At 71.5% G+C, this 21759-nt stretch carries 20 protein-coding genes and 1 pseudogene; 8 read left to right on the top strand and 13 right to left on the bottom strand.

The annotated features are described in order from the left end of the window. Positions 1–333 precede the first annotated feature (333 nt). The 5 genes from ACP4J3_RS29330 to ACP4J3_RS29310 are packed head-to-tail and all read left to right on the top strand — an operon-like array spanning position 334 to position 6136. Positions 334–3294: a nitrate- and nitrite sensing domain-containing protein gene (locus ACP4J3_RS29330; protein ID WP_426539066.1), complete on the top strand. Its 2961-nt coding sequence runs from the start codon at positions 334–336 to the stop codon at positions 3292–3294. Further along, on the top strand, positions 3291–3794 hold the full coding sequence (locus ACP4J3_RS29325) for a roadblock/LC7 domain-containing protein (protein WP_426539065.1): 504 nt from the start codon (positions 3291–3293) through the stop codon (positions 3792–3794). Before ACP4J3_RS29330 ends, ACP4J3_RS29325 begins: the two co-directional genes overlap by 4 nt. Next, positions 3791–4240: a DUF742 domain-containing protein gene (locus ACP4J3_RS29320; RefSeq protein ID WP_426539064.1), complete on the top strand. Its 450-nt coding sequence runs from the start codon at positions 3791–3793 to the stop codon at positions 4238–4240. Before ACP4J3_RS29325 ends, ACP4J3_RS29320 begins: the two co-directional genes overlap by 4 nt. Further along, the gene (locus ACP4J3_RS29315) at positions 4221–4844 is read left to right on the top strand and encodes a GTP-binding protein (protein WP_426539063.1); all 624 of its coding nucleotides are present in this window, start codon (positions 4221–4223) and stop codon (positions 4842–4844) included. Before ACP4J3_RS29320 ends, ACP4J3_RS29315 begins: the two co-directional genes overlap by 20 nt. A 38-nt stretch (positions 4845–4882) precedes the next feature. Continuing rightward, positions 4883–6136, top strand: coding sequence for a styrene monooxygenase/indole monooxygenase family protein (locus ACP4J3_RS29310; protein ID WP_426539062.1), 1254 nt, complete (start codon positions 4883–4885; stop codon positions 6134–6136). Here ACP4J3_RS29310 and ACP4J3_RS29305 read toward each other — a convergent pair. The 4 genes from ACP4J3_RS29305 to ACP4J3_RS29290 form a co-directional block, all read right to left on the bottom strand. Further along, complete coding sequence (locus tag ACP4J3_RS29305; RefSeq protein ID WP_426539061.1) at positions 6054–7187, bottom strand: NlpC/P60 family protein; 1134 nt, start codon at positions 7185–7187, stop codon at positions 6054–6056. The two genes, ACP4J3_RS29310 and ACP4J3_RS29305, sit on opposite strands and share 83 nt — an antisense overlap. A gap of 99 nt (positions 7188–7286) precedes the next feature. Then, complete coding sequence (locus ACP4J3_RS29300) at positions 7287–7601, bottom strand: hypothetical protein (protein WP_426539060.1); 315 nt, start codon at positions 7599–7601, stop codon at positions 7287–7289. Positions 7602–7611: 10 nt separating this feature from the next. Then, positions 7612–8259 (bottom strand): TetR/AcrR family transcriptional regulator, encoded by a 648-nt coding sequence (locus ACP4J3_RS29295; RefSeq protein ID WP_426539059.1) that lies wholly within the window; start codon positions 8257–8259, stop codon positions 7612–7614. A 254-nt stretch (positions 8260–8513) separates the two neighbouring features. Continuing rightward, complete coding sequence (locus ACP4J3_RS29290) at positions 8514–9452, bottom strand: AurF N-oxygenase family protein (protein WP_426539058.1); 939 nt, start codon at positions 9450–9452, stop codon at positions 8514–8516. Between the two features lie 89 nt (positions 9453–9541). Between ACP4J3_RS29290 and ACP4J3_RS29285 the strand changes: the two genes are divergently transcribed. Continuing rightward, positions 9542–10648: a ferritin-like domain-containing protein gene (locus ACP4J3_RS29285; RefSeq protein ID WP_426539057.1), complete on the top strand. Its 1107-nt coding sequence runs from the start codon at positions 9542–9544 to the stop codon at positions 10646–10648. A gap of 45 nt (positions 10649–10693) precedes the next feature. Here the strand turns inward: ACP4J3_RS29285 and ACP4J3_RS29280 are convergent, their stop codons facing one another. From ACP4J3_RS29280 to ACP4J3_RS29250, 7 genes are all read right to left on the bottom strand, one after another. Beyond that, positions 10694–11212: a DUF3291 domain-containing protein gene (locus ACP4J3_RS29280; protein WP_426539056.1), complete on the bottom strand. Its 519-nt coding sequence runs from the start codon at positions 11210–11212 to the stop codon at positions 10694–10696. A gap of 72 nt (positions 11213–11284) precedes the next feature. Beyond that, positions 11285–12760 (bottom strand): penicillin-binding transpeptidase domain-containing protein, encoded by a 1476-nt coding sequence (locus ACP4J3_RS29275; RefSeq protein WP_426539055.1) that lies wholly within the window; start codon positions 12758–12760, stop codon positions 11285–11287. Further along, positions 12757–14175: an FtsW/RodA/SpoVE family cell cycle protein gene (locus ACP4J3_RS29270; protein ID WP_426539054.1), complete on the bottom strand. Its 1419-nt coding sequence runs from the start codon at positions 14173–14175 to the stop codon at positions 12757–12759. Before ACP4J3_RS29270 ends, ACP4J3_RS29275 begins: the two co-directional genes overlap by 4 nt. A 52-nt stretch (positions 14176–14227) precedes the next feature. After that, a complete protein-coding gene (locus ACP4J3_RS29265) occupies positions 14228–14632 on the bottom strand; it encodes an SH3 domain-containing protein (protein WP_426539053.1) in 405 nt (134 codons plus the stop codon). 245 nt (positions 14633–14877) lie between these two features. Next, on the bottom strand, positions 14878–16113 hold the full coding sequence (locus ACP4J3_RS29260) for an ATP-binding protein (protein WP_426539052.1): 1236 nt from the start codon (positions 16111–16113) through the stop codon (positions 14878–14880). Then, positions 16110–16847, bottom strand: coding sequence for a hypothetical protein (locus tag ACP4J3_RS29255; RefSeq protein WP_426539051.1), 738 nt, complete (start codon positions 16845–16847; stop codon positions 16110–16112). The genes ACP4J3_RS29260 and ACP4J3_RS29255 overlap by 4 nt, the downstream gene beginning before the upstream one ends. Positions 16848–16938: 91 nt before the next feature. Continuing rightward, positions 16939–17448 carry a protein-tyrosine phosphatase family protein gene (locus tag ACP4J3_RS29250; RefSeq protein ID WP_426539050.1) on the bottom strand — a complete coding sequence of 170 codons (510 nt, stop codon included), beginning with the start codon at positions 17446–17448 and terminating at the stop codon, positions 16939–16941. A gap of 112 nt (positions 17449–17560) precedes the next feature. Between ACP4J3_RS29250 and ACP4J3_RS29245 the strand changes: the two genes are divergently transcribed. Further along, complete coding sequence (locus ACP4J3_RS29245; RefSeq protein WP_426539049.1) at positions 17561–18370, top strand: nuclease-related domain-containing protein; 810 nt, start codon at positions 17561–17563, stop codon at positions 18368–18370. A gap of 104 nt (positions 18371–18474) precedes the next feature. Here ACP4J3_RS29245 and ligD read toward each other — a convergent pair whose 3' ends face one another. After that, positions 18475–19356, bottom strand: coding sequence for a non-homologous end-joining DNA ligase (gene ligD, locus ACP4J3_RS29240; protein ID WP_426539048.1), 882 nt, complete (start codon positions 19354–19356; stop codon positions 18475–18477). A 51-nt stretch (positions 19357–19407) separates the two neighbouring features. Between ligD and ACP4J3_RS29235 the strand changes: the two genes are divergently transcribed. Then, positions 19408–20472 (top strand): Ku protein, encoded by a 1065-nt coding sequence (locus ACP4J3_RS29235; protein WP_426539047.1) that lies wholly within the window; start codon positions 19408–19410, stop codon positions 20470–20472. 12 nt (positions 20473–20484) lie between these two features. On the opposite strand, the pseudogene ACP4J3_RS29230 reads toward ACP4J3_RS29235, so the two are convergent. Beyond that, positions 20485–21735, bottom strand: a pseudogene (locus ACP4J3_RS29230) (beta-ketoacyl-[acyl-carrier-protein] synthase family protein); the annotation flags it as partial. Between the last annotated feature and the right edge of the window lie 24 nt (positions 21736–21759).

The following is a 21759-nucleotide window of genomic DNA, read 5'->3' as shown; positions in this document are numbered from 1 at the left end:
ACAGTTCGCGAACGGGTCGCATCGGTCGCCCCATCGATACGACCGTGCAGGTCAGGCGCCTGATTTGGGGTGGAATGGCAGGCTCCGGACGGGCGTGGCGGCGAATACTGCCATCGCCTGCCGCAGACGTCCAACCCGCCCACCGCGCAGGGCAGGTGCAGGCGCCAGAGGAACTTGCCCGCCAACTCTCCTCCGAGGTTCACTCCTTCGGGTGGCGGGTCGGGTGATGCGCGGCCGTTGCCCACCGGCACTGGGAGGGTCGGGGACCGGTGTGCGTATCGTCGACGAAAGTTGACGGGGCGTCATCCGGACCATGGGTATCACGAGTCAGGAATGCGAGCACCGGTGCAGAAGATGCGGCCACGTCGCTCAGGCAAGCAGACGGCCTCCGCAGGGGGCACCCAGCCCACTCCCGGCACCACTCCCGACATCACACCCGCGGGCAAGGGACGCCCGACCCACGTACGGAACCGGCTGATCGTGGCCGTGGCCGTGGTCGCCGCCGCCATCGCGGGCGCCGGCGTCCCCTCGGTCGTCGCCGCCTCCGGGCAACTGCACGACGCGCAGCAACTGGTGACCCTCGCCGAGCAGACCGAGAACGCGCTCACCCTCGCCCACTCCCTGGCCGACGAGCGCGACGAGGTCACCTCCTACGTCGCCGCCGGCCGCCCCAAGTCCAAGGCACCCAGCGAGCAGCGCAGCACCCGCGTCGACCGGCAGATCGAAGAACTGCGCGCCGACACCGACGCCCCCGCCTCGCTGCGCGACGACCTCGACGGCATCGCCGCCCTGCGCAGGTCCGCGCTCACCGGCAAGAGCACGGCGCTGCAGTCGCACGACGCCTACTCCGCCGCCATCACCGAACTGCACCGGCTCGCCGAGCGCCTGGCCGAGCGGATGCCGCCTCGCGCGGGCGCCGGCGCCCACGCGCTGGCCGAGCTGGACTCCGCCGTCCAGCAGGCCGCCGCCGCCCGTGGGCTGCTGCTCGCCGCGCTCAGCGTGCCGACGACCACCGAGACCGTCACCGACCCGATCACCGGCATCACGTCCACCCAGCAGACCTCCACCGACGCCGACGCCAAGCAGCGCGCCGCGCTCAGCGCCGCCGCCCAGCAGGCCCGGGTGCGATCCGACGCCGCCCTCGCCGACTTCCGCGACACCGCGCCCACGTCCGCGCGCACGTCGTACGACTCCACGGTCACCGGCCCCGAGGTCGACACCGCCGAGCGGTACCTGGAGTCCCTCACCGACCGGGCCACGCTCTCCGACCGCGACCTGGCCACGAACACCGAGCGGGCCGAGGCCGCCCTGTCCGCCCGCGTCGATTCGATGCGCGGCGCCGAGTCCGCGCTCTACGACCGCCGCACCAAGGCCCTGGAACGGCTCCGCGACGACGACGTCACCGCGCTGGAGATCCGCATCGCCATCCTCGGCGCCCTGATGCTGCTCGCCGTCGGCGTCGCCACCGGCATGGCCCGCAGCCTCACCCGCCCCCTCGCGGTCCTCCGCCTCGGCTCCGCCCGCCTCGCCGGGGCCGAGGACCCGGCGGCCGAAGCGCCGGTCAAGTTCACCGGCCGCAAGGACGAGTTCGCCCAGGTCGTCGACTCCGTCAACGCCCTGCACGCCCACGCCGTCGCCCTCCACGAGCGCATCACCACCCTGGAGTCCGACCGCAAGCACCTGGTCGGGCAGCGGCAGAAGATGGCCGACGCCCGCGAGCGGCTGCGCGCCGAACTCGCCGAGTCCGTCGCCCAGTTGGAGCGGCTGCGCGACAGCATCGGCAGCACCTTCGTCAACCTCGCCCTGCGCACCCTGGGCCTGGTCGAACGGCAACTCGGGGTCATCGAGGCGCTGGAGGAGCGCGAACAGGACCCCGAGCGCCTCGCGACCCTCTTCAAGCTCGACCACTTCGCCACGGTCATGCGTCGCCACAGCGAGAACCTCCTCGTGCTGGCCGGCACCGAGCATGTCCAGCAGCACGCGGGACCGGTCCCGCTCGTGGATGTCGTACGGGCGGCGGTCAGCGAGATCGAACGCTACGAGCGCGTACGCATCGCGGCCCTCCCGCCGCACGCACACGTGGCGGGCTTCGCCGCCGACGACCTCTCCCACCTCCTCGCCGAGCTGATGGAGAACGCGACGTCGTTCTCCCCGCCCGACCTGCCCGTCGAGATCTCCGGCTGGCTGCTGGAGAACGGCGAGGTCATGCTCTCGGTCCAGGACGAGGGCATCGGAATGACCGGCGATCGCCTGACCCGCCTCAACTCCCGCCTCGCCGACTTCGACCCCGAGGCGTCCTACGACCATCAGGACGCGGACGGCCTGGGCCTCGGCCTCTACGTCGTCGCCCGCCTCGCCCATCGCCACGGCATCCGCGTCCAGCTCCGCGAGCAGAAGCAGGGCGGCGTCGCGGCGGTCGCGGTCCTGCCCAAGGGCTTGCTGACACCGACCCCCACCGCAGTGGCCCCCGCCCCCACCTTCTCCCTCCCCGGCGCCGACGCGGAGGCCAACTCCAACGTCCTGCGCGGCCGCGCGAAGAACGCCGACCCGTTGGTGGAGCTGGCGGAGAAGGCCGTGCAGGAGGAGGCAGTACACGGGACCAGGGCCGAGGCGGAGCAGGAGCGCGAGCACCCTGCCGAGACGACCATGGAACTCCTGCTGCCGACGCAGCCGACGGCGGAGGCCCCGGGGCAGCCGATGGCGGAGGCCTCGGGGGAGTCGGTGGTGGGGTCCCCGGGGCAGCCGGCTGCTGAGCCCTCGGGGCGGGCGATGGCGGAAGCCCTGGCGCAGCCGACTGCGGAGGCCCCGGGGCGGTCGACGATGGAAGCCCTGGGGCAGCCAGCGCAGCCGGCGGTGGAGAACCCGGCGGAGCCGGTGGTCGCAGCTGCGGCGCAGTCGGTCGGTGAACCCGCGGCCGCCGACGGCGGGGACGCCCCACAGGGGCCACCCGCACCCGACGACGAAAGCCGCACGGGTGGTGCGGGTGGGAACAATCCCGCCGAAGGCGAAGCCGAGGCGGAACACACCCGCACCCCGGACGAGGACCAGCTCACGGACAAGGGCCTCCCCAAGCGCACCCCGAAGATCACCGCACCCACGACCGCCCCGCACCGGCGGACCACCGGCATCGACGCCGAAGCCCTCCGCAGGAGACTCGGCGGCTTCCGCCAGGGCGCCCAGGCCGGCTACCGCGACGTAGAGGCAGAGATCGCCGAACAGACCGGCCAGAACAAGACACCCAGCACGGAATCCGAAGCAGCCACGGGGGGCACAGTCGAGGAGGCAAGCAGTTGACCGCGCCCAGTACCTTCGGACTGAGCAGTGAGGCCCGCAACCTGCACTGGTTGCTGACGAATCTGGTCGAGGAGGTGCCGGGCATCCAGTCGGTAGCAGTCGTCTCCTCCGACGGCCTGCTCCTGCTCTCCTCGGACCAGGCCCGCAACGAGGAGGCCCGGGAGGCGAGGAACGACCGGCCCACCGGCCCCCGCGGCTCCTCCGCCGACCTCGCCACCATCGTCTCCGGCATCGGCAGCCTCACCGTCGGCGCCGCCAAGCTGATGCAGTTCGGCGGCGTGAAGCACACGATGGTCGCGATGGACGAGGGCAGCCTGTTCGTGATGTCCATCAGCGACGGCTCGCTGCTCGGCGTGCACGGCTCCGCGGACTGCGACATGAGCGTCGTGGCGTACCACATGGCGCTCTTCGTCGGCCGCGCCGGCCACGTCCTCACCCCCGAACTCCGCAGCGAGCTACGGAAATCCCTCGAGGACGCGTCGGCAGGGAGCACCCGATGAGCAACGCCCCGAAGAAACCGAAGAACCAACCGCGGAACAAACCCCAGCTCCCCGTCCGCGGCGGCGACCGCAAGCCCGCCCGGGTACGCCCCTACTCGCTCACCGGCGGCCGTACCCGCTTCGGCCACGTCCTCCTCGTCGAGACGCTCGTCGCGAGCACCGCCGCGCTTCAGGCCCCCGAGGAGCGCAAGGAACTGACGAATGGTTCGCTCACCACCCGGGTGATGCCGGAGATGCGGGCCATCGTCGAACTGTGCCGCCGGATGCGCACGGTGGCCGAGATCGCCGCGCTGCTGCGCATGCCGCTCGGCGTGGTCCGCGTGTTGCTCAGCGACCTCGCGGACCAGGGAAAGATCCGTGTGTACGGCACCGGCACCGGTCACGGCACCGGCCGTCCGGACCGCGCTCTGCTCGAAAGGGTGCTCAGTGGACTCCGTCGTCTTTGAGAACATCGGTGAAGCCACTGATGAGCATCCGGAGTCCTGGCAGACGGACCGCACCCGCGCCCCCATCGCCACGAAGATAGTGGTGGCGGGCGGCTTCGGCGTCGGCAAGACCACGCTGGTCACCGCCGTCTCGGAGATCACGCCCCTGCAGACCGAGGCGCTGATGACCGAGGCGAGCGAGGACACCGACGACCTCACCTCGACGCCCGGCAAGCTGAGCACCACCGTGGCCATGGACTTCGGCCGCATCACGCTCGACGACGACCTGGTGCTCTATCTGTTCGGCACACCGGGCCAGCAGCGGTTCTGGTTCATGTGGGACGACATCGTGCGGGGCGCGATCGGCGCCGTCGTGCTGGCCGACACCCGGCGGCTGAAGGACTGCTTCCCGGTGCTGGACTACTTCGAGAGCTCCGGGCTGCCGTACGTCGTCGCGGTCAACCACTTCGACGGCAGCGAGCTGTTCGAGGCGGAGGACGTGCGAGAGGCGTTGACGATCCCCCCGCACATACCTGTAATGATCATGGATGCGCGGCGCCGGATCTCGGTGATCGAGACCCTTCTGTCCCTCGTGGGCCACGCGCTGGACGAAACTCCCGAGTAAATCCCGGTAGTGAACCCCTGTTAGGAGCCCTCACCCGCATGCGGAAGATACTCGTTGTCGGAGCCGGCCAGTCCGGACTCCAGCTCGCCCTCGGACTCCAGTCGAACGGGTACGAGGTCACCCTGATGTCCAACCGGACGGCGGACGAGATCCGCACCGGCCGGGTCATGTCCACGCAGTGCATGTTCCACACCGCCTTGCAGCACGAGCGCGATCTCCAGCTCGACTTCTGGGAGTCCCAGGCCCCGAAGATCGAGGGGCTCGGTGTCTCGGTGGCGGCCCCCGGCTCCTGGGGCGAGGGCCCCGCGGCGCGCGCGATCGACTGGCTGGGCCACCTCGACGGGTTCGCGCAGTCCGTGGACCAGCGGGTGAAGATGGCCGGCTGGATGGAGACGTTCGCCCAGCGCGGCGGACAGCTCGTCATCCACGGCGCGGCGGTCGGCGACCTCGACTACTTCTCCCGTACGTACGACCTGGTGCTGGTGTCGGCGGGCAAGGGCGAGCTGGTCCAGATGTTCGGCCGGGACCCGGAGCGCTCCCCGTACAGCGAGCCGCAGCGCGCGCTGGCCGTGTCGTACGTCCACGGCCTGGGCCCGCGTCCGGAGCACCCGGACACCGAGGCCGTCCGCTGCAACCTGGTCCCCGGCGTCGGCGAGCTGTTCGTCATGCCGTGCCTGACCACCTCCGGGCGCGCCGACATCCTGTTCTGGGAGGGCATACCCGGCGGCCCGCTCGACGTCTTCGACGGCGTGAAGGACCCGGCGGAGCACCTGTCCCTGACCCTGGGGCTCATGGAGAAGTACACGCCGTGGGAGTACGCCCGGGCGAGGGGGGTCGAGCTCACCGACGCGGGCGGTGTGCTCAGCGGGCGGTACGCGCCGACGGTGCGCAACCCGGTCGGGCGGCTTCCCGGCGGCGGTCTCGTGCTGGGCGTGGCGGACGTCGTCGTGGCCAACGACCCCATCACCGGCCAGGGCTCCAACTCGGCCTCCAAGTGCGCGGCCGCCTACCTCGCCTCGATCCTGGAGCACGGGGACAAGGAGTTCGACGAGGACTGGATGCGGGCCACGTTCGACCGGTACTGGGCCACCGCGCAGCACGTCACCAAGTGGACCAACGCCATGCTGGCGCCGCCGCCGGAGCACATCCTGGGCCTCATCGGGGCGGCCGGTCAGCTTCCGCCCGTGGCCGATCGCTTCGCGAACGGCTTCAACGACCCTGCTGACTTCGAGAACTTCTTTTATGTGCCCGAGAAGACCGCGGCGTATCTCGCTGAGGTTTCCGGGGCCTGACCTCCGGGCGTACGGCCCCGAGGACCGGGTTCGACGCGATCGGGGAGATCTTGATCTTCTCCCCGGTCCGCGGGGCCTGGACCACCTTGCCCTTGCCCAGGTACAGGGCCACGTGGGTGGCGTCCGGGAAGTAGACGACCAGGTCGCCGGGGCGCAGTTCGGTGAGCGGAACGCGCTTGAGCTTCGCCCACTGCTCCTGGCTGGTCCGGGGGATGCGGGTGCCCGCGTGGGCCCAGGCCTTGGACGTCAGCCCTGAGCAGTCGTAGGACTTCGGGCCCTCCGCGCCCCACTTGTACGGCTTCCCGAGCTGCTTCTTGGCGTAGCGGATCGCCCGGGCGCTCTTGCGGGACGGCTTGTGGTCGTCGTGGGCGAGGGCGCCGGAGGCCACGAACGCCCGTTGGGCCTTCGCGGTGTCCTTCTTCTCGAGTTCGGCCAGCGCCGTGAGCTGTTCGGCGGTGAGGGACGCGAGGAGTTCCTCCACTTTGTCGAGGCGCTTGTGTACGGCGTCGCGGTTCTTCTTCTGGCGTTCGGCGAGGGCGAGTTGGGCGTCCAGGGCCTTACGGGCCTTGCGGGCCAGCTCGGCGGTCTTGCGTTCGGTGCCGGTCAGGCGGCCGACCGTCGCCGCGCGCTCGCGTGCCAGGCGGCCGATGACATGGCCCTGGTCGAGGGCGTGCTGGGGGTCCTGGGCCAGGAGCAGGCGTACGTACGGGGAGATGCCGGTGGAGTTCTGGTACTGCTGGCGGGCCAGGCGGCCGGCGGCACTCCGGCTGTCGTGCAGGGAGAGCCGGGCGCGGGTCAGGGCGGTGTCCAGGCGGGTCACCTCGGAGCGCTGCTTCTTCAGCTTCTCCTCGGTGGCGTTGTAGGTCTCCGTGGCCTGTTCGGCCTGTCGGTACAGGCGCTGAAGGTCTGTCAGCAGCTCTGCCGTGGATCGGCTTTGGGGCTCGATGGGGGTCGGGGCCGCGGGCGCCGTGGGGGCCGCGGTCGCGGGGGCGGGTGCGAGGAGTGTGGCGGCTGCCGCCGTACACGCCAGACGCAGAAGCCTTCCTGACATGTCATCACCTCCGAAGCGGGGCGCTCTGCTCCGCATCGTGAGCATGTGTCGGGGGTGGCGGGTTCGCGCGGTAGGTGTGCGCGGTTCGGCGCAGTCGCGTCACTCGTCCGGGTCTTGTGGCTTGCCGGGCGGCGTGGCGTTCGGCCTGGTGTCCGGCTTTGACCACGGCCAGTTCAGGTGGCGCTCTTGCCTGCCCTCGGGGTCGTACTCGTACTTCCACCGTTGGGTGAGGCCGGCGCCTCGGCCCTGCTTGCGGGGGACGCGGCGGTAGACGAGGACCGTGGGCGGGCCGCCGTGCGGGTCGGGGACCGGGATGCGGTACGTCTTGGGCGGGTGGCCAGTGATGCCCAGGAGGACCGGTAGGACGCGGCCGTCCATGGGGCCGCCCTCGAAGGGGGTGTCTTCGCTCTTCACCGCAACAGTGTCACTCGTCGGCCGTGAGCTGCTGGGCCAGGGCGGCCGTCTGGGGGTCGCGGGCCGCTGTGACGGCGAGCGTGGCCTCGAACTGTTCCACCAGCCAGTCCCGCAGGTCGTCCCTCGGAGGCTGCTTGCCCTCGTCCAGCCAGATCAGGGAGGCCGCCTCGACCGCCGTGATCCACATCCGGACGGTCATGCGGAGGTGGCGGCCGGGGTCGGTGACGTCTAGGTGGCTGAGGATGTGCTCGGCCGCGGCGCGGCGCACCCCGTCCACTATGGCCGTCGTGCGGGAGGTCTCCACGACGCTGCCGCCCTGGAGCAGGGCGCTGAATCCGGTGTCGTGCTCGTCCACGAAGGTGAGGTAGCGGTCGAGGGCGCGGGCGAGGCGGGGGAGGAGGGGGCCGTCGCGGGGTTCGTCGAAGCAGTGCCGGAGTTCTTCTGCGGCGGAGCGCAGGGCGGCCTCGTAGAGCTGCTGCTTGCCGCCGGGGAAGTAGCGGTACACCAGGGGGCGGGAGACGCCGGCCGCCTCTGCCACGTCGTCCAGGGACACGTCCTCGGGGGTGTGGTGGGCGAAGAGGGTGAGGGCGGCGTTGAGGAGCTGGGTGCGGCGCTCCTCGACGCTGAGGCGCCGGTAGGCAGGGGCGGCGGGGGTCATGGGGGCAGCCTAGTCGCCGTAGGGGTGCGGATCGCTGGCGACTGCGGGTGCGTTGTGGCTGGTCGCGCAGTTCCCCGCGCCCCTTGGGCGCTGCAGCGCCGTCGGGTGTCCGGCTGAGCCGCGCAGCCTGCGGGCAGTCGTGCCTCCCCCAGTGCCTAAAGGGCCTGGGAGGTACCCCCATGGGCGGCACGGGTGGGTACAGGCGGCACCCCGCCGGCGCGGGCGAGCGATCCGACCTCAAGCTCACCCCCCACTCACGCCAGCAGCCCCGACGACCTCCACAGGCGGCGGCCCACTCCTCGCAGTACGCCTATGTCGTCCAGGAAGTCGGTCAGGCGCCTGGCCCCTGTCTGCATCACCTCGCGGCGGTGGGCGCTGGCCTTGACCTGGGCCATCGCCTCGCGCTTGTCCAGGCCTACGTTCGTGTAGACCTCGGGGTTGACGAAGGCCACGGAGAAGACGCGGGCGAACTCGCCGGAGGTGATGCGGGTGAACTCCTGGGACCACCTCGGAGCCGTCACCATCTGGCGGCGCAGTTCCTCACGGGCGTAGCGGACGTGGCGGGCCTCCTCGACCACGTGGATGCGGGTGACGCCGCGGATCAGGGGCTGGATTCGTTCGTCCGGGAAGGTCAGGCGCTGCATCCAGTCCAGGACCTCCTCGCCGAGGAGGGTGGCCGTGAAGGAGCCGGGGGTGGTGGAGATTGTCTTGAAGAGGCGGCCGAGGTTCTGGTGGACGCGGCCGACGGGGTACCAGGGGGTGCCGCCGTGGGAGATCAGGCGGGCGAACATCTTGGAGTGGCGGCACTCGTCCTCGATCTCGGTGAGTGCGTAGCGGACGTGGGCGCTTGTCGCCGCTTTGTCGTAGATGTGGCGCACCAGGAGCTGCATGAGGATGATCTCGAACCAGATCCCGAGGGAGGCGAGGGCGGCGGCCTCGTGCTGGGAGAGCAGGAGGCGCTGGTCCTCGCTCATGCGCTTCCACAGGGGGGTGTCGTAGAGGGAGACCAGCTCGGGGGGCCAGAACCACTTGCCCTCCTCGAAGGGCGCGTCCCAGTCCAGCTCCTTGTCCGGGTCGAAGCTGTGCTTCGCGGAGGAGGCCAGGAGGCGTTCGGCCACCTGTTCGCGGTCCTTGAGCAGGCCGAGGGCATCGCGCAGGCCGGTGAGCGCGTCGGCTTCCGTCAGCGTCGTCATGTGCTTATGAGACTGCTTGTCAGCAAGGTCGTCAATCCCTTGCGCAAGACTTGTTGACCCCGCGTCTACTACGTGTGAGCCTGCGAGGCATGCCGACACAGGACCTGTACGCAGGCGATCCGGGAGAACCCCTCTGGCAGGTGCCGTCGGCCGGCTCGGCCCGTTTCAGCTGGGAGTACGACGACGGGCGCGACCGGCTGCTGGCGCTGTACCAGAAGGGCAAGGACAAGCAGTGGGACGGGCAGCGAAGGATCGACTGGGATCTGGAGGTCGATCCGTTCGACGCGCTCGGTACGCCCGAGGAGGCGATGGCGCTCTACGGGACGCCGTACTGGGCGAAGATGAGCGAGCGGGAGCGGGGCGAGCTGCGGCAGCACTACGCGTCCTGGCAGTTCAGCCAGTTTCTGCACGGTGAGCAGGGCGCGATGATCTGTGCGGCGCGGATCGTGGAGTCGGTGCCGGACATGGACGCGAAGTTCTATTCGGCGACGCAGACGATGGACGAGGCCCGGCACGCGGAGATCTACGGGCGTTTTCTGCACGAGAAGATCGGAATGGTCTATCCGATCAACGACAATCTGCAGTCGCTGCTGGGTGACACGCTGCGGGACAGCCGGTGGGACATGCCGTATCTCGGTATGCAGGTGCTGATCGAGGGGCTTGCGCTGGCCGCGTTCGGCATGATCCGGGACACCACCGACAAACCGCTGCCCAAGCAGATCCTGGCCTATGTGATGCAGGACGAGGCGCGGCATGTGGCCTTCGGGCGGATGGCGCTCAGGGACTATTACCGGCAATTGAGCGATGTCGAACTCCGTGAGCGTGAGGAATTCGTCATCGAGGGCTGTTATCTGATGCGGGACCGGCTTCGGGGAGCCGAGGTTCTGGAGAACTTCGGCATCCCCAAGGCCGAGGCGGAGGAGATCAGTGAGCGGTCCGAGTTCCTGCAGCTGTTCCGGCGGCTGCTCTTCTCGCGCATCGTCCCGTGCGTGAAGGACATCGGGCTGTGGGGGAAGCGGCTCCAGCAGGCCTATGTCGACATGGGGGTGTTCGAGATGGGCGACTCCAATCTGGATCTGCTGATGGCTCAGGACGAGGAGATCGCCGACAAGCTCGACGCCGAGCGGTTCGCGGCGGAGGAGCGGGAGCGGGTGGCGGAGGTGGAGCAGGCGATCGAGGGGGGTGTGGAAGGCTGACCCGGCGATCAAGGGGGGTGCGGAAGGCTGACCCGGCCGGTTGTCCTACGCCGAGCAGCCCAGACCCTCCGGCACCTCGCCCAGTACCGGCTCCGCACCCTGCGGCGGGAACGACGTGCGCAGGGTGAAGGCGTACGGCGTCGGGCCGTTGGTGCGCAGGTGGAGCAGGCGGGACTCGGCCTCGGCGACCGTGGGGCGGTGGCCCGCCGGGACCCACCACAGCGCCGTCATCGCCTCCTGCACGCGCTCGAACCACTCGCGGCGGCGGGCCAGCATCTCGCGGTGACGGCCCTGGTACATGAAGGCGGTCAGGGTGTTCGTGTCCCGCCACACCGTCAGGTTGATGATCAGCCACTCGTCCCCGAAGACGCTCACGTCCGTCGCGTCGCCGGATTCGTCCTGCAGCCGCCAGACGAATCCGTCGGCCGCCTCGGCGTCGGCGTTCACGGGGTCGAGGTTGTCGACGAAGTCCTTCAACTGGGGCGAGTCCAGCGGGGCCTTGAGACGGGCGATGTTGACCTGGGCGAGTTCGAAGGCGGGTTCCGCGGCGGCTGATGTCGTCATGGACCGAACGATAGGTCGGTCGGGGCGCCGGGCACAGGGGGCGTCTCAGATCGTGAGCGTGGTGTGCGTGCGTCAACCTCCCTTGCGCGCCGGGGACTTCAGCACCGCCTCCATCACCGCACGCGCGATCGGCGCCGCGTCCCCGCCCCCGCTGATCTCGCCGCGCTCCGCGGCCGCGTCCTCCACCACCACCGCGACCGCCACCTTGGGCTCCAGGTCGCGGTCGCCCTTGGCCCACGAGACGAACCAGGCGTACGGCGTACCGGAGTTGCCCAGTCCGTGCTGGGCCGTGCCGGTCTTGCCGCCCACCGTCGCGCCGGGGATCCAGGCGTTGGTGCCGGTGCCCTCCCGCACCACGTCCACCATCATCTCCTTCATGAGCCTCGCGGTCGACGGGCGCATCGCCTGCCGGGTCGGGCGGGAGCCGGCCGTCGCCACCGTGGCGCCGCCCTCCCGGGTCGTGCGCTCCACCAGATACGGCGAGCGCACCTGGCCGCCGTTCGCCACGGCCGCCGCGACCATCGCCATCTGCAGAGGGGTCGCGCGCGTGTTGTACTGACCGATCGACGACAGGGCGAGCTGCGCCTTGTCCACCTTGGTGTCGAAGGTGCTCTCGGCGACCGAGAACGGGATCCTCAGGTCGGCGTCGTTGAAGCCGAAGGCCTCCGCCGTCGCCGCCATGCGCTCCACTCCCACCTTGACGCCCAGGCGCGCGAACACCGTGTTGCACGACCACTCGAACGCCTTGCGCAGCGGTACGTGCTCGCAGCCCTCGGACTCGTTGGTCAGCGAGGTCCTGGTGCCCGGCAGGGTGTACGGGTCCGGGGAGTCGGTCTTGTCGTCCAGGTCCTCGACCACGCCCGCGTCCAGCGCCGCGGCCGCCGTGACCACCTTGAAGGTCGAGCCCGGCGGGTACGTCTTGCGCACGGCCCGGTTGAGTATCGGCTTGTCCGCGTCCCGGTTCAGGGACGACCAGGAACGGGTCACCGACGCGCCGTTCCCGGACAGCGCCGAGGGGTCGTAGGACGGGGCCGAGACCAGGGCCAGGATGCGGCCCGTCGACGGTTCGATCGCCGCCACCGCACCCTTGCGGCCGGCCAGCCCCTCGTACGCCGCCTCCTGCGCGGCCTTGCGCAGCGTGGTGACGACGTCGCCGCCGGGGTAGCGGTCGCGGGCGACGCCGTTCCACAGCGCGAACGGCGACAGCAGCGGGGACGTGCCGGCGAGGACGCCGTCCTCGGCGTGCTCCAGGAGCGTCGTGCCGTACTCCTGCGAGGCGAAGCCGGTGACGGGCGCGTACATCGGGCCGTTGGTGTACGTCCGCTCGTAGCGCAGGTGCTCGCCGGTGTCGTGGGAGCCGGTGACCGGCTCGCCGTCGACCAGGATGTCGCCGCGCGGCTGGCCGTAACGGGCGATGGTGGTGCGGCGGTTGGCGATGTTGTCGTCGTAGGACGGGGCCTCGAAGAGCTGGATGCGGGTGGCGTTGAGGAGCAGTGCGACCAGCAGCAGCGCGCAGAAGAGGGCGGCGTGCCGGATGTGCCGGGTCATCGGGCGGCCTCCAGGTGCTCGTCCTGTGGTGTCGGTACGGCGGTCTGCTCGCCCTTGGGCACGCCGAGCCGGCTGCGCGCCTTGTCGCTCACCCGGATCAGCAGCGCCACGATCGCCCAGTTGGTGACCACCGACGAGCCGCCCTGCGCCAGGAACGGCATCGCCATGCCGGTCAGCGGGATCAGGCCCGTCACCCCGCCCGCGATCACGAACACCTGGAGCGCCACGATCGAGGCCAGCCCCACCGCGAGCAGCCGGCCGAAGGAGTCGCGCAGGGCGAGGCCGGCCCGGTAGCCGCGCTCCACCAGCAGGCCGTAGAGGATGAAGAGGGCGGACAGGCCCGCCAGGCCCAGCTCCTCGCCGGCCGTCGCCAGGATGAAGTCCGACTTGGCCGCGAAGCCGATCAGGATCGAGTGGCCCAGGCCCAGGCCCGTACCCGTCAGGCCGCCGGCCGCGAAGGCGAACAGCGACTGGGAGAGCTGGTTGGGTCCCTCGCCCGCCTCGATCGACGCGAACGGGTGCAGCCAGTCCTCGACCCGGCCGTGCACATGCGGCTCCAGCTCCCCGACGGCCACCGCGCCGAGCGCCGCCAGCACCAGGCCGACGGCGATCCAGCCGGTGCGGCCGGTGGCGACGTACAGCAGGACCACGAACAGGCCGAAGAACAGCAGCGAGGTGCCGAGGTCGCGTTCCAGGACGAGGACGCCCACGCTCAGCAGCCAGATCGCGACGATCGGGCCGAGGACGCGGCCGGTGGGCAGTTGGAGCCGGTCGATGCCGAACACCCGCCGGCCCGTGTACGCCAGCGCGCTGCGGTTGGCGGCCAGATACGCCGCGAAGAACACCGCGAGCAGCACCTTCGCGAACTCGCCGGGCTGGATGGAGAATCCGGCGACCCGGATCCAGATGCGGGCCCCGTTCACCGACGGGAAGAAGATCGGCAGGGTGAGCAGGACGAGCGCGGCGACCACACAGACGTAGGAGTAGCGCTGGAGCACGCGATGGTCGCGCAGGAGGAGGACCACCACGATGAACAGCGCCACTCCCAGCGTGGACCACACGAGTTGGGTGGGCGCCGCCCGGTCGCCGGGTGTCTCCAGGTCGAGCCGGTAGATCAGGACCAGGCCGATGCCGTTGAGCAGCACGCCGATCGGCAGCAGCAGCGGGTCCGCGCAGGGGGCGCGCAGGCGTACGGCCAGATGCGCTACCAGCGCCAGTACGCCGAGCCCGGCGCCGTAGCCGGCGGCGCCGGGCGGGACGGTGCCGCTGCGGGCGAGGCCGACCGCGCAGTAGCCGTACACGGAGAGCAGGACGGCCACGACGATGAGGGCCAGTTCGATGCCACGGCGCCGGGGGAGCGGTGCGGCGGGAGCGGGTGCGTCCGCTGCCGCCAGGGTGGTTCCGGCCTTGGTCATGTCCGGAACCTACCCAAATAGTCTGCCTTGCGCGCCTTGTGTGCCTTGTGGGTCAGCACCAGCGCGGCGAGTGCCGGGTCTCGATGTACCGGGCCGACCCCCAGGCCCAGGTGCCGTCGGCGAGGAGGTACCAGTGCCGGTTGCCCTGCACGCTCTGCCCCTCGGTCTTGCAGAAGATCCTGACCCGGTCCCCCCGGTGGGCGGTCCGGATCACCTGGCTGCCCCGGTTGGGCGCACTGCGCAGCAGCAGGGTGCTCGCGGTGACGCGGCCGGGCGTGAACTCCTGCTCGTGTCCGCCGCCCCAGTCGCCCCCGGATCCGCCCCAGTCCCCGCCCTGAGAAGCGCCCGGGTCGCTCTGGGTCCCCCCTCCGTCATCGGCGACGGCGGGTGTGACGGCGGCCGCGGCGGCGAGTATGCCGGCGGATATGGATATGGCGAAGCGGGAGCGCAGAGCCATGTGGACCACCTCCAGGACAGCGGAACGAACCTGACTAACCGCAACATTAGGAGCCATATGGGTAGTTCGCGCGTCCTAATGGGCCATAGGGGTAGCGCCAGGAGCGCCCCGTCCCTAGGCCCTGTCGTCAAATTCCCGCCTGCCGCGCGGCGCCATGCACGCACTCTCGCCGGCACGCCGAGAGCACGCACCTGACGCCGCGCGGCCCGCCCTCCGGGCGGACGACGGGAATTTGACGACAGGGCCTAGCGCAGCGTCAGTTGCGCGACGGCTCCGCCGTCCACGGCGTTCCAGAACGACAACCGCGCCCCCAGCACCTCCGCCTGCCCCAGCGCGATGGTCAGCCCCAGGCCGTGCCCCTTGGCGCCGCCCTCCGTACGGAACCGCTGAGGTCCGTGCGCGAGCAGGTAGTCCGGATAGCCCTCGCCGTGATCCCGCACGGTGACCACCGGACCGTCCACGGTCAGCGACACCGGTGTGCGCCCGTGCTTGTGCGCGTTGGCCACCAGGTTGCCCAGCACCCGCTCCAGCCGCCGCCGGTCGGTCTCCACCACCACGTCCCGCAGGACCACGACCTCGGTCTCGGTCCCGGACGCCCGCACCACCCGCTCGGCCAGCGCCCCGAGCGGCTCGCTGTCCGGCTCCGACCGCTCCCGCCCGCTGTCCAGCCGCGAGATCTCCAGCAGATCCTCGGTCAGCGTGCGCAACGCGGCCACCCGGTCCCGCACCAGCTCCGTCGGCCGCCCCGGCGGCAGCAGCTCGGCCGCCGCGTGCAGCCCGGTCAGCGGAGTGCGCAGCTCGTGCGCCACGTCCGCGGTGAACCGCTGCTCGGCCAGCAGCTTGCTCTGCAGCGACGACGCCATCGAGTCCAGCGCGGCGGCGACCGCGGCCACCTCGTCCGGCGGCCGGGTCGCGTCCTTCGTGCGGGGGTCGTCCACCCGGGCGTCCAGGTCGCCCCCGCTGATCCGCCGGGCCACCCGGGCCGTGGCGTGCAGCCGGCGCGTCACCCGCGTCACCGCGAACGCGCCCACCAGCACCGTCACGCCGATGGCCAGCGCCGACGACCACAGGATCGCCCGGTCGAGGCCCTCGATGGTGCGGGCCTGCTGCGAGTAGTCCACCTCGACCGCGAGGACCCGCTCATGGTCGGCGGGGCCCGCCGCCCACATCGTGGGACGGCCGTGGTGGTCGGCGACCATCGTGCCCCGGTCCCCGGCCAGCGCCAGGTCCCGCAGCGCCCCGGGCAGCTCAGGCGGATCCAGGCCGACGCCGCGCCCGGTCGGGTCCCCGGCCTCGAACGCCGCCGTCGCGTCCGTCAGCCGGGACAGCGCGCGGTCGCGGGCCTGGCCGACGGTCTGGTTGGTCACCGAGACATGCACGAGGACGCCGAGCAGCGCGGCGAGCGCACAGCACATCACCGTGATGAAGACGGCCGCCTTCACGGCGAGCGTGCCCGCCCACTGGGGCAGCGCGAACCTCATGGCGTGCTCGCCGAGGGGGAGGCGGACGGTGTGGGCGAGGTGTGGTGCGCCTTCTTGTGCGGCCCCGTGCGCAGCATCTCGTCGTGGGTGAGCAGCATCGCCTTCTGGTCCGCGTCCCACGTCCACTGGAGCCGGTACTCGTACCCGGCGACCTCGGACGGCGAGCGTATGATCACCGACCGCCCGGCCAGCTCGACGCCGCTGATGGCGTCGTCCCAGCTCATCACCTGCATCAGCCGCTGCTTCTCGACGGTGTAGACGCGCACCGCGGTCGTCCTGCCGGGCATCAGCTTGAAACCGAGCGTCAGCTCGGGGCGCCCGTCGCCGGTCAGGTCGCGGTAGTACGGCTGGAGCACCGGGCACTGTCCGTGTCCGGCACCGTCGCCACACCGGTCCATCAGACGGCCGGTCTCGCGGTACTGCGCGGCGTCGCCCTCGTAGTCCCCGCGGCTCCTGGCCATCTCCTTGCGTACGACCGTCACCGGGTCCACGTCCCGGATGCCGCCCCGGGGAACGGTGACGCCCTTCACCACCTCCCGGACCACCTCGCCGATCTCATAGGCGGGCCGGGACGCCGGCGTCAGGTTCGGCCACAGCTTGTCCGGGCTGACCGCGGTCTCGGTCGGGCCCGCGCCCTTGAGCCCCCCGGCGTCACCGCAGGCCGTCGCGGCCGCCAGCAGCAGTGCGGCAAGGGCACCGAGCGCGGTGGTGCGCGTGAGGCGGCGGCGGGGCACGGTTCTCCCGGGGTGCTGGCTGGTGGTCGGGCCCGTACACCCTATTCGTACGGAAGTCCTTTTTGCGCACCCGGTGGGCGGACGGGCGAAGCTACTGCTCGGCGAGTTCCTCGAGGAGCCGCGCGGTCGACAGTCCGGCCCGGAGGTAGTCGACGAACAGCTCGTTGTGCAGGGCCCACGGAGAGCGGCGGGAGCGTATCAGCCGGATCGCCTGCTCGGCCGACTGGCTCCGGCGCACCAGGGCGTGGGCGATCACCAGGCCGGAGCGGTTGTACCCGTGGTAACAGCGCACGAGCACCCTGCGGCCGCCGTCCAGCGCCTCGCACGCCGCCTCCGCCAGCCGGATCACCCCGGCGAGCTGGGTGCCGTCCAGCGGCCCGTCCGGGATCGGCCACACATGGTGCTCCACGCCGGGATCCGGCCCGTGCCCGGGCAGGCTCAGCAGCGTCTGCACGAGATCGAACTCGTCCCGTACGACGGCGAACTCCAGTTGCCCCGTCCGGCCCCGGAACTCGTGCCCGCCCATCCACAGGCCGGGCACGATCTCGCTCCACGGGCTGTCCGGAGCAGGTACGTCGGGTTGCTTCCTGCGGGTACGCAACGGCGCCTCCCCAACCACCCCCAGGGCGGTCTGCCCAACTCCTCTCAAAGGTAGCCGGGTTCTTGCCCCCGCAGCACCCCGCCTGTTCCCATGGTCAGTGGGGTGATGGTGCATGAGCGGACTGCGCGTCGTACCGACCTGGCGGCACGGCCAGGAACGGCTCTACGTGTGCCGGCGGGACGGGCACAACCTCGCCTGGTACGACCGTGAGGCGGGCCGGATCAACCTGCTCAGCGAGGAGCGCAGGGAGGATGTGCTGGAGGTGCTCGGCCCCTTCGTGACCGGCCCGGTGACGGTGGGCCCGCCGCCGGTGCCCACGCCCGCCGAGCTGGCCCGGCTGTCCCTGCATCCCGACGACGACCTCGCGCCCAACCGCCCCGGCGAGGCGCTGCTGATATCCCTGGACCGGGACCCCGGCCCCGCGCACCGGCTGCGGCCCGACCCCCGGCGGCGGGCGCTGGCGGCGGAGCAGGCGGTCGGCGAGGCCCTGGACCGACTGGACGGCGCGGGCTGGCACACGCTGCACTCGGTGCCGCTGCCCGGCGGCGACCGCATCCACCATCTGGTGATCGGGCCCGGCGGGCTGTTCGCGCTGCACACCCTGTACGCCCGTAAGCAGCGGGTCACCGTCGCCGACCCGGTGGTCACCCTCGGCCGCCGCGACTCGCAGCCCCTGCTGCGGCGGGTGCGGGCCGACGCCGACCGTGCGTCTTACGCCCTGACCGCCGAGGTCCGCCCCGTCCTCGCCCTCGTCGCCGCGGCCGACGTGACGATCACGGCACCGCCGCTCAGGGAGGTACGGGTTCTGCGGGACACGGAGGTGCGGGGGCTGGGCCGGACGGGTGGGGTGCTGAAGCCGGCGGATGTGGAGGCGTTGCATGCGATGGCTCGGGACCGGCGGGTCTGGAGTGCCGCCGGCTGAGGGTGCGGGTCGGCTGGGGTGACCGTCCCTGGGGGCTGCCGCCCCCAGACCCCCGCTTCGGCCCTTGAGGGGCCTAGTCCTCAATCGCCGGACGGGCTGCTGGGTCAGGGCAGCGCGCCTGCTTGGTTCGGGTCCAGAAGAGGGGCCAGCAGGTCGCCGTAGTCCTGGAGGCGTGGGGCCAGGTCCCGGGCGAGGAAGGTCAGGGCGTCGGGGGAGCGGCAGTCCGCCACCTCCTCCCAGGTCACCGGCGCGGACACGGTCGGCTCGGGGCGGGCCCGCAGGGTGTAGGGCGTCGCCGTCGTCTTGCGGGCGGCGTTCTGGCTCCAGTCGACGAAGACCTTTCCGGGGCGCAGGCTTCTGGTCATCCGGTGGATCACGAGCCGGGGCATGGCCTGCTCGGCCTCCACGGCGAGCTCCTTGGCGTACTCCGTCACCTGCTCGGACGGGACGGGCCGCACGGCCGCCGCGAGATGCAGGCCCTTCGAGCCGGAGGTCTTGGCGTACGCCTCGATGCCGTCCGCCGCCAGGCGCTCGCGCAGCCACAGCGCGACCTCGCAGCACTCCACCACGCTCGCCGGCACCCCGGGGTCCAGGTCGAAGACCAGCCGGTCCGCCTCGCCCGGCGCCCCGATCAGCCACTGCGGCGTGTGGAACTCCGTGACCAGGTTGGCCGCCCACATCAGCGACGGCAGATCCTGCACCAGCACCATCCGCGCCGGCCCCTCCGAACGGGGCACCTCGGCGGCGGTGACCCACTCGGGCGTACCCGGCGGCACGTTCTTGGTGAAGAACACCTGTCCGTCCGGCCCGTCCGGGTAGCGCAGAAAGGACACCGGACGGTCGCGCAGATGCGGCAGCAGCACGTCGGCGGCGGTCGCGTAGTAGTGCAGCACCTCGCCCTTGGTGAACCCGGTCGCCGGATACAGCACCTTCTCCAGGTTGCTCAGCGCCAGGCGCCGTCCCTCCACCTCTGTGATCGGCGTCATACGATGAGAATCACACGAAAACGGCCAAAACCGCCTCGAAAGGTGCTGAACGTGCGATCCATATGGAACGGCGCCGTCTCCTTCGGCCTGGTCAGCATCCCGATCAAGGTGGTGAACGCGACCGAGAGCCACTCGATCTCCTTCCGCCAGATCCACACCGAGGACGGCGGCCGGATCCGCTACCGCAAGTTCTGCGAAGTGGAGGACCGCGAGGTCAGCCAGGCCGAGATCGGCAAGGGCTACGAGGACGCCGACGGCTCGATCATCCCGATCACCGACGAGGACCTGGCCCAGCTCCCCATCCCCACGGCCAAGACCATCGAGATCGTGGCCTTCGTGCCGGGCGACCGGATCGACCCGCTCCAGATGGACGCGGCGTACTACCTCGCCGCGAGCGGCGCCCCGGCCGCCAAGCCGTACACCCTGCTGCGCGAGGCGCTCAAGCGCAGCAACAAGGTCGCCATCGCCAAGTTCGCGCTGCGCGGCCGGGAGCGGCTCGGCATGCTCCGGGTCGTCGGCGACGCCATCGCCATGCACGGCCTGCTCTGGCCCGACGAGGTCCGCGCCCCCGAGGGCGTGGCCCCCGACGTGGACGTCACCGTCCGCGACAAGGAGCTGGACCTCGCGGACGCCCTGATGGACACCCTCGGCGAGGTCGAGCTGGAGGATCTGCACGACGAGTACCGCCACGCCGTCGAGGAGGTCATCGCCGCGAAGGCGGCCGGCGAGACCCCGCCGGCCGCCCCCGAGCCCGCCGCCGGCGGCATGGTCCTCGACCTCATGGCGGCCCTGGAGAGCAGCGTCCGCGCGGCCAAGGAGTCCCGCGGCGAGGAGCCCGAGGAGGCGGCCGAGGTCAGACGCCTGCATCAGCGCAAGTCGGCCAGAGCGGCCCCGAAGGAGACGGCGGGCAAGAAGTCCACGGCCACGAAGAAGACGGCGGCGAAGAAGACCGCGGCGTCGGCCAAGAAGTCGACGGCCAAGTCGGCCCAGGTCGCGAAGAAGCCGGCCGCGAAGAGCACCGCGAAGAAGTCGACGGCGAAGAAGACGACCAAGACGGCGACGAAAACGGCGACCAAGACGGCGAAGAAGACCAGCTCACGCAAACGCACGGCGTGACCGGCCGCCGGGTCACTCCACCCTTCGCAGCGCCAGCACCGCGTTGTGCCCCCCGAACCCGAACGAATTGCTCAGCACCACGTCCCCGTCCTCCGGCAACGCCCTGGCCGCCCCCGTCACCACATCCAGCTCGATCGCGTCGTCCACCTCGAGGCACCCCGCGGTCGGCGGTATCACCCCGTGCCGCAGCGTCAGCGCGGCGGCCACGGCCTCCACCCCGCCCGCCGCGCCCTGCAGATGCCCCAGGTGTCCCTTGAGCGCCGTGACCGGCACCGTCCGCTCCCCGAGCACCGCCCGCAGCGCGCCCGCCTCCGCGAGGTCGCCCTCGGTCGTCGCCGTGGCGTGGGCGTTGACGTGGACCACGTCCGCGACGCCGGCCCCGGCATCCCGCAGGGCCCGCCGCACCGCCAGCGCGATGCCGTGCCCGGACGGATCGGGCGCCGCCATGTGGTGGGCGTCGGCCGACAGTCCCCAGCCCGCGGCCTCGCAGTAGATCCGCGCACCCCGGGCTCGCGCGTGCTCCTCGGCCTCCAGGACGAGGATCCCGGCGCCCTCCCCGTTGACGAAGCCGGACCGGTCCTTGGCGAACGGGCGGGAGGGGGAGACGTCCGACGACGCGTCCCCGTCGGCCAGCGCCCGCATCGCCGCGAAGGACGCCATGATCGCCGGTGTGACGACCGCTTCGGCGCCGCCCGCGAGCGCCACGTCGATCCGCCCGTACCGTATGCGGTCGATCGCCTGCCCTATGGCCTCGGTGCCCGACGCGCACGCGCTCGTCACGGTCCGGGCCTCGCCGGTGATGTGCAGATCGAGGGAGACCTGGGAGGCGGCCTGCGAGGGCACCGTCATCGGAGTGGTGAGGGGCGAGACGGCCCGCGGGCCCTTCTCGCGCAGCCTGCGGTCGCCGCCCACCAGCACGGACGCGTCGCCGAGTATGGCCCCGAGGCTCACTCCGACCCGCGCAGGATCGATTCCGCTCTCCCGGGTGCCGCCCGCCGTGAACCCGGCGTCGGCCCATGCCTCCCGCGCCGCCAGCACCCCGAACTGCGCGGCCCGGTTCATCCGCCGCGCCATCGGCCGGGGCAGCAGCCCGGCGGGGTCCACGGGCACGACCCCGGCGACCCGCACCGGCAGCCCGGCGAACTCCGCCCCGGCCAGCTCCCGTATCCCGTGCCGCCCGTCGAGCAGCCCCCGCCACAGCTCCCCGGCCCCGACGCCCAGCGGTGTGACCGCCCCGAGCCCGGTGACGACGACCTTGCGGGGACTGGGGGGTGCCTCGCTCATCTC

Origin of the sequence: Streptomyces sp. UG1 (assembly GCF_049974585.1) — a bacterium.
Taxonomy (GTDB): domain Bacteria; phylum Actinomycetota; class Actinomycetes; order Streptomycetales; family Streptomycetaceae; genus Streptomyces.
Note: the sequence above shows the minus strand (reverse complement) of the source record. Positions and strands in the feature narration are given on the sequence as shown.

Bases quoted from the DNA above. Each gene is read 5' to 3' on its own strand.
- ACP4J3_RS29260 (WP_426539052.1), bottom strand. From the start codon at position 16,113: ATGAGGTTCGCGCTGCCCCAGTGGGCGGGCACGCTCGCCGTGAAGGCG.
- ACP4J3_RS29275 (WP_426539055.1), bottom strand. From the start codon at position 12,760: ATGACCCGGCACATCCGGCACGCCGCCCTCTTCTGCGCGCTGCTGCTG.
- ACP4J3_RS29290 (WP_426539058.1), bottom strand. From the start codon at position 9,452: ATGACGACGCTGACGGAAGCCGACGCGCTCACCGGCCTGCGCGATGCC.
- ACP4J3_RS29310 (WP_426539062.1), top strand. From the start codon at position 4,883: ATGCGGAAGATACTCGTTGTCGGAGCCGGCCAGTCCGGACTCCAGCTC.
- ACP4J3_RS29270 (WP_426539054.1), bottom strand. From the start codon at position 14,175: ATGACCAAGGCCGGAACCACCCTGGCGGCAGCGGACGCACCCGCTCCC.
- ACP4J3_RS29295 (WP_426539059.1), bottom strand. From the start codon at position 8,259: ATGACCCCCGCCGCCCCTGCCTACCGGCGCCTCAGCGTCGAGGAGCGC.
- ACP4J3_RS29280 (WP_426539056.1), bottom strand. From the start codon at position 11,212: ATGACGACATCAGCCGCCGCGGAACCCGCCTTCGAACTCGCCCAGGTC.
- ACP4J3_RS29285 (WP_426539057.1), top strand. From the start codon at position 9,542: ATGCCGACACAGGACCTGTACGCAGGCGATCCGGGAGAACCCCTCTGG.
- ACP4J3_RS29245 (WP_426539049.1), top strand. From the start codon at position 17,561: ATGAGCGGACTGCGCGTCGTACCGACCTGGCGGCACGGCCAGGAACGG.
- ACP4J3_RS29320 (WP_426539064.1), top strand. From the start codon at position 3,791: ATGAGCAACGCCCCGAAGAAACCGAAGAACCAACCGCGGAACAAACCC.
- ACP4J3_RS29265 (WP_426539053.1), bottom strand. From the start codon at position 14,632: ATGGCTCTGCGCTCCCGCTTCGCCATATCCATATCCGCCGGCATACTC.
- ACP4J3_RS29305 (WP_426539061.1), bottom strand. From the start codon at position 7,187: ATGTCAGGAAGGCTTCTGCGTCTGGCGTGTACGGCGGCAGCCGCCACA.
- ligD (WP_426539048.1), bottom strand. From the start codon at position 19,356: ATGACGCCGATCACAGAGGTGGAGGGACGGCGCCTGGCGCTGAGCAAC.
- ACP4J3_RS29330 (WP_426539066.1), top strand. From the start codon at position 334: ATGCGAGCACCGGTGCAGAAGATGCGGCCACGTCGCTCAGGCAAGCAG.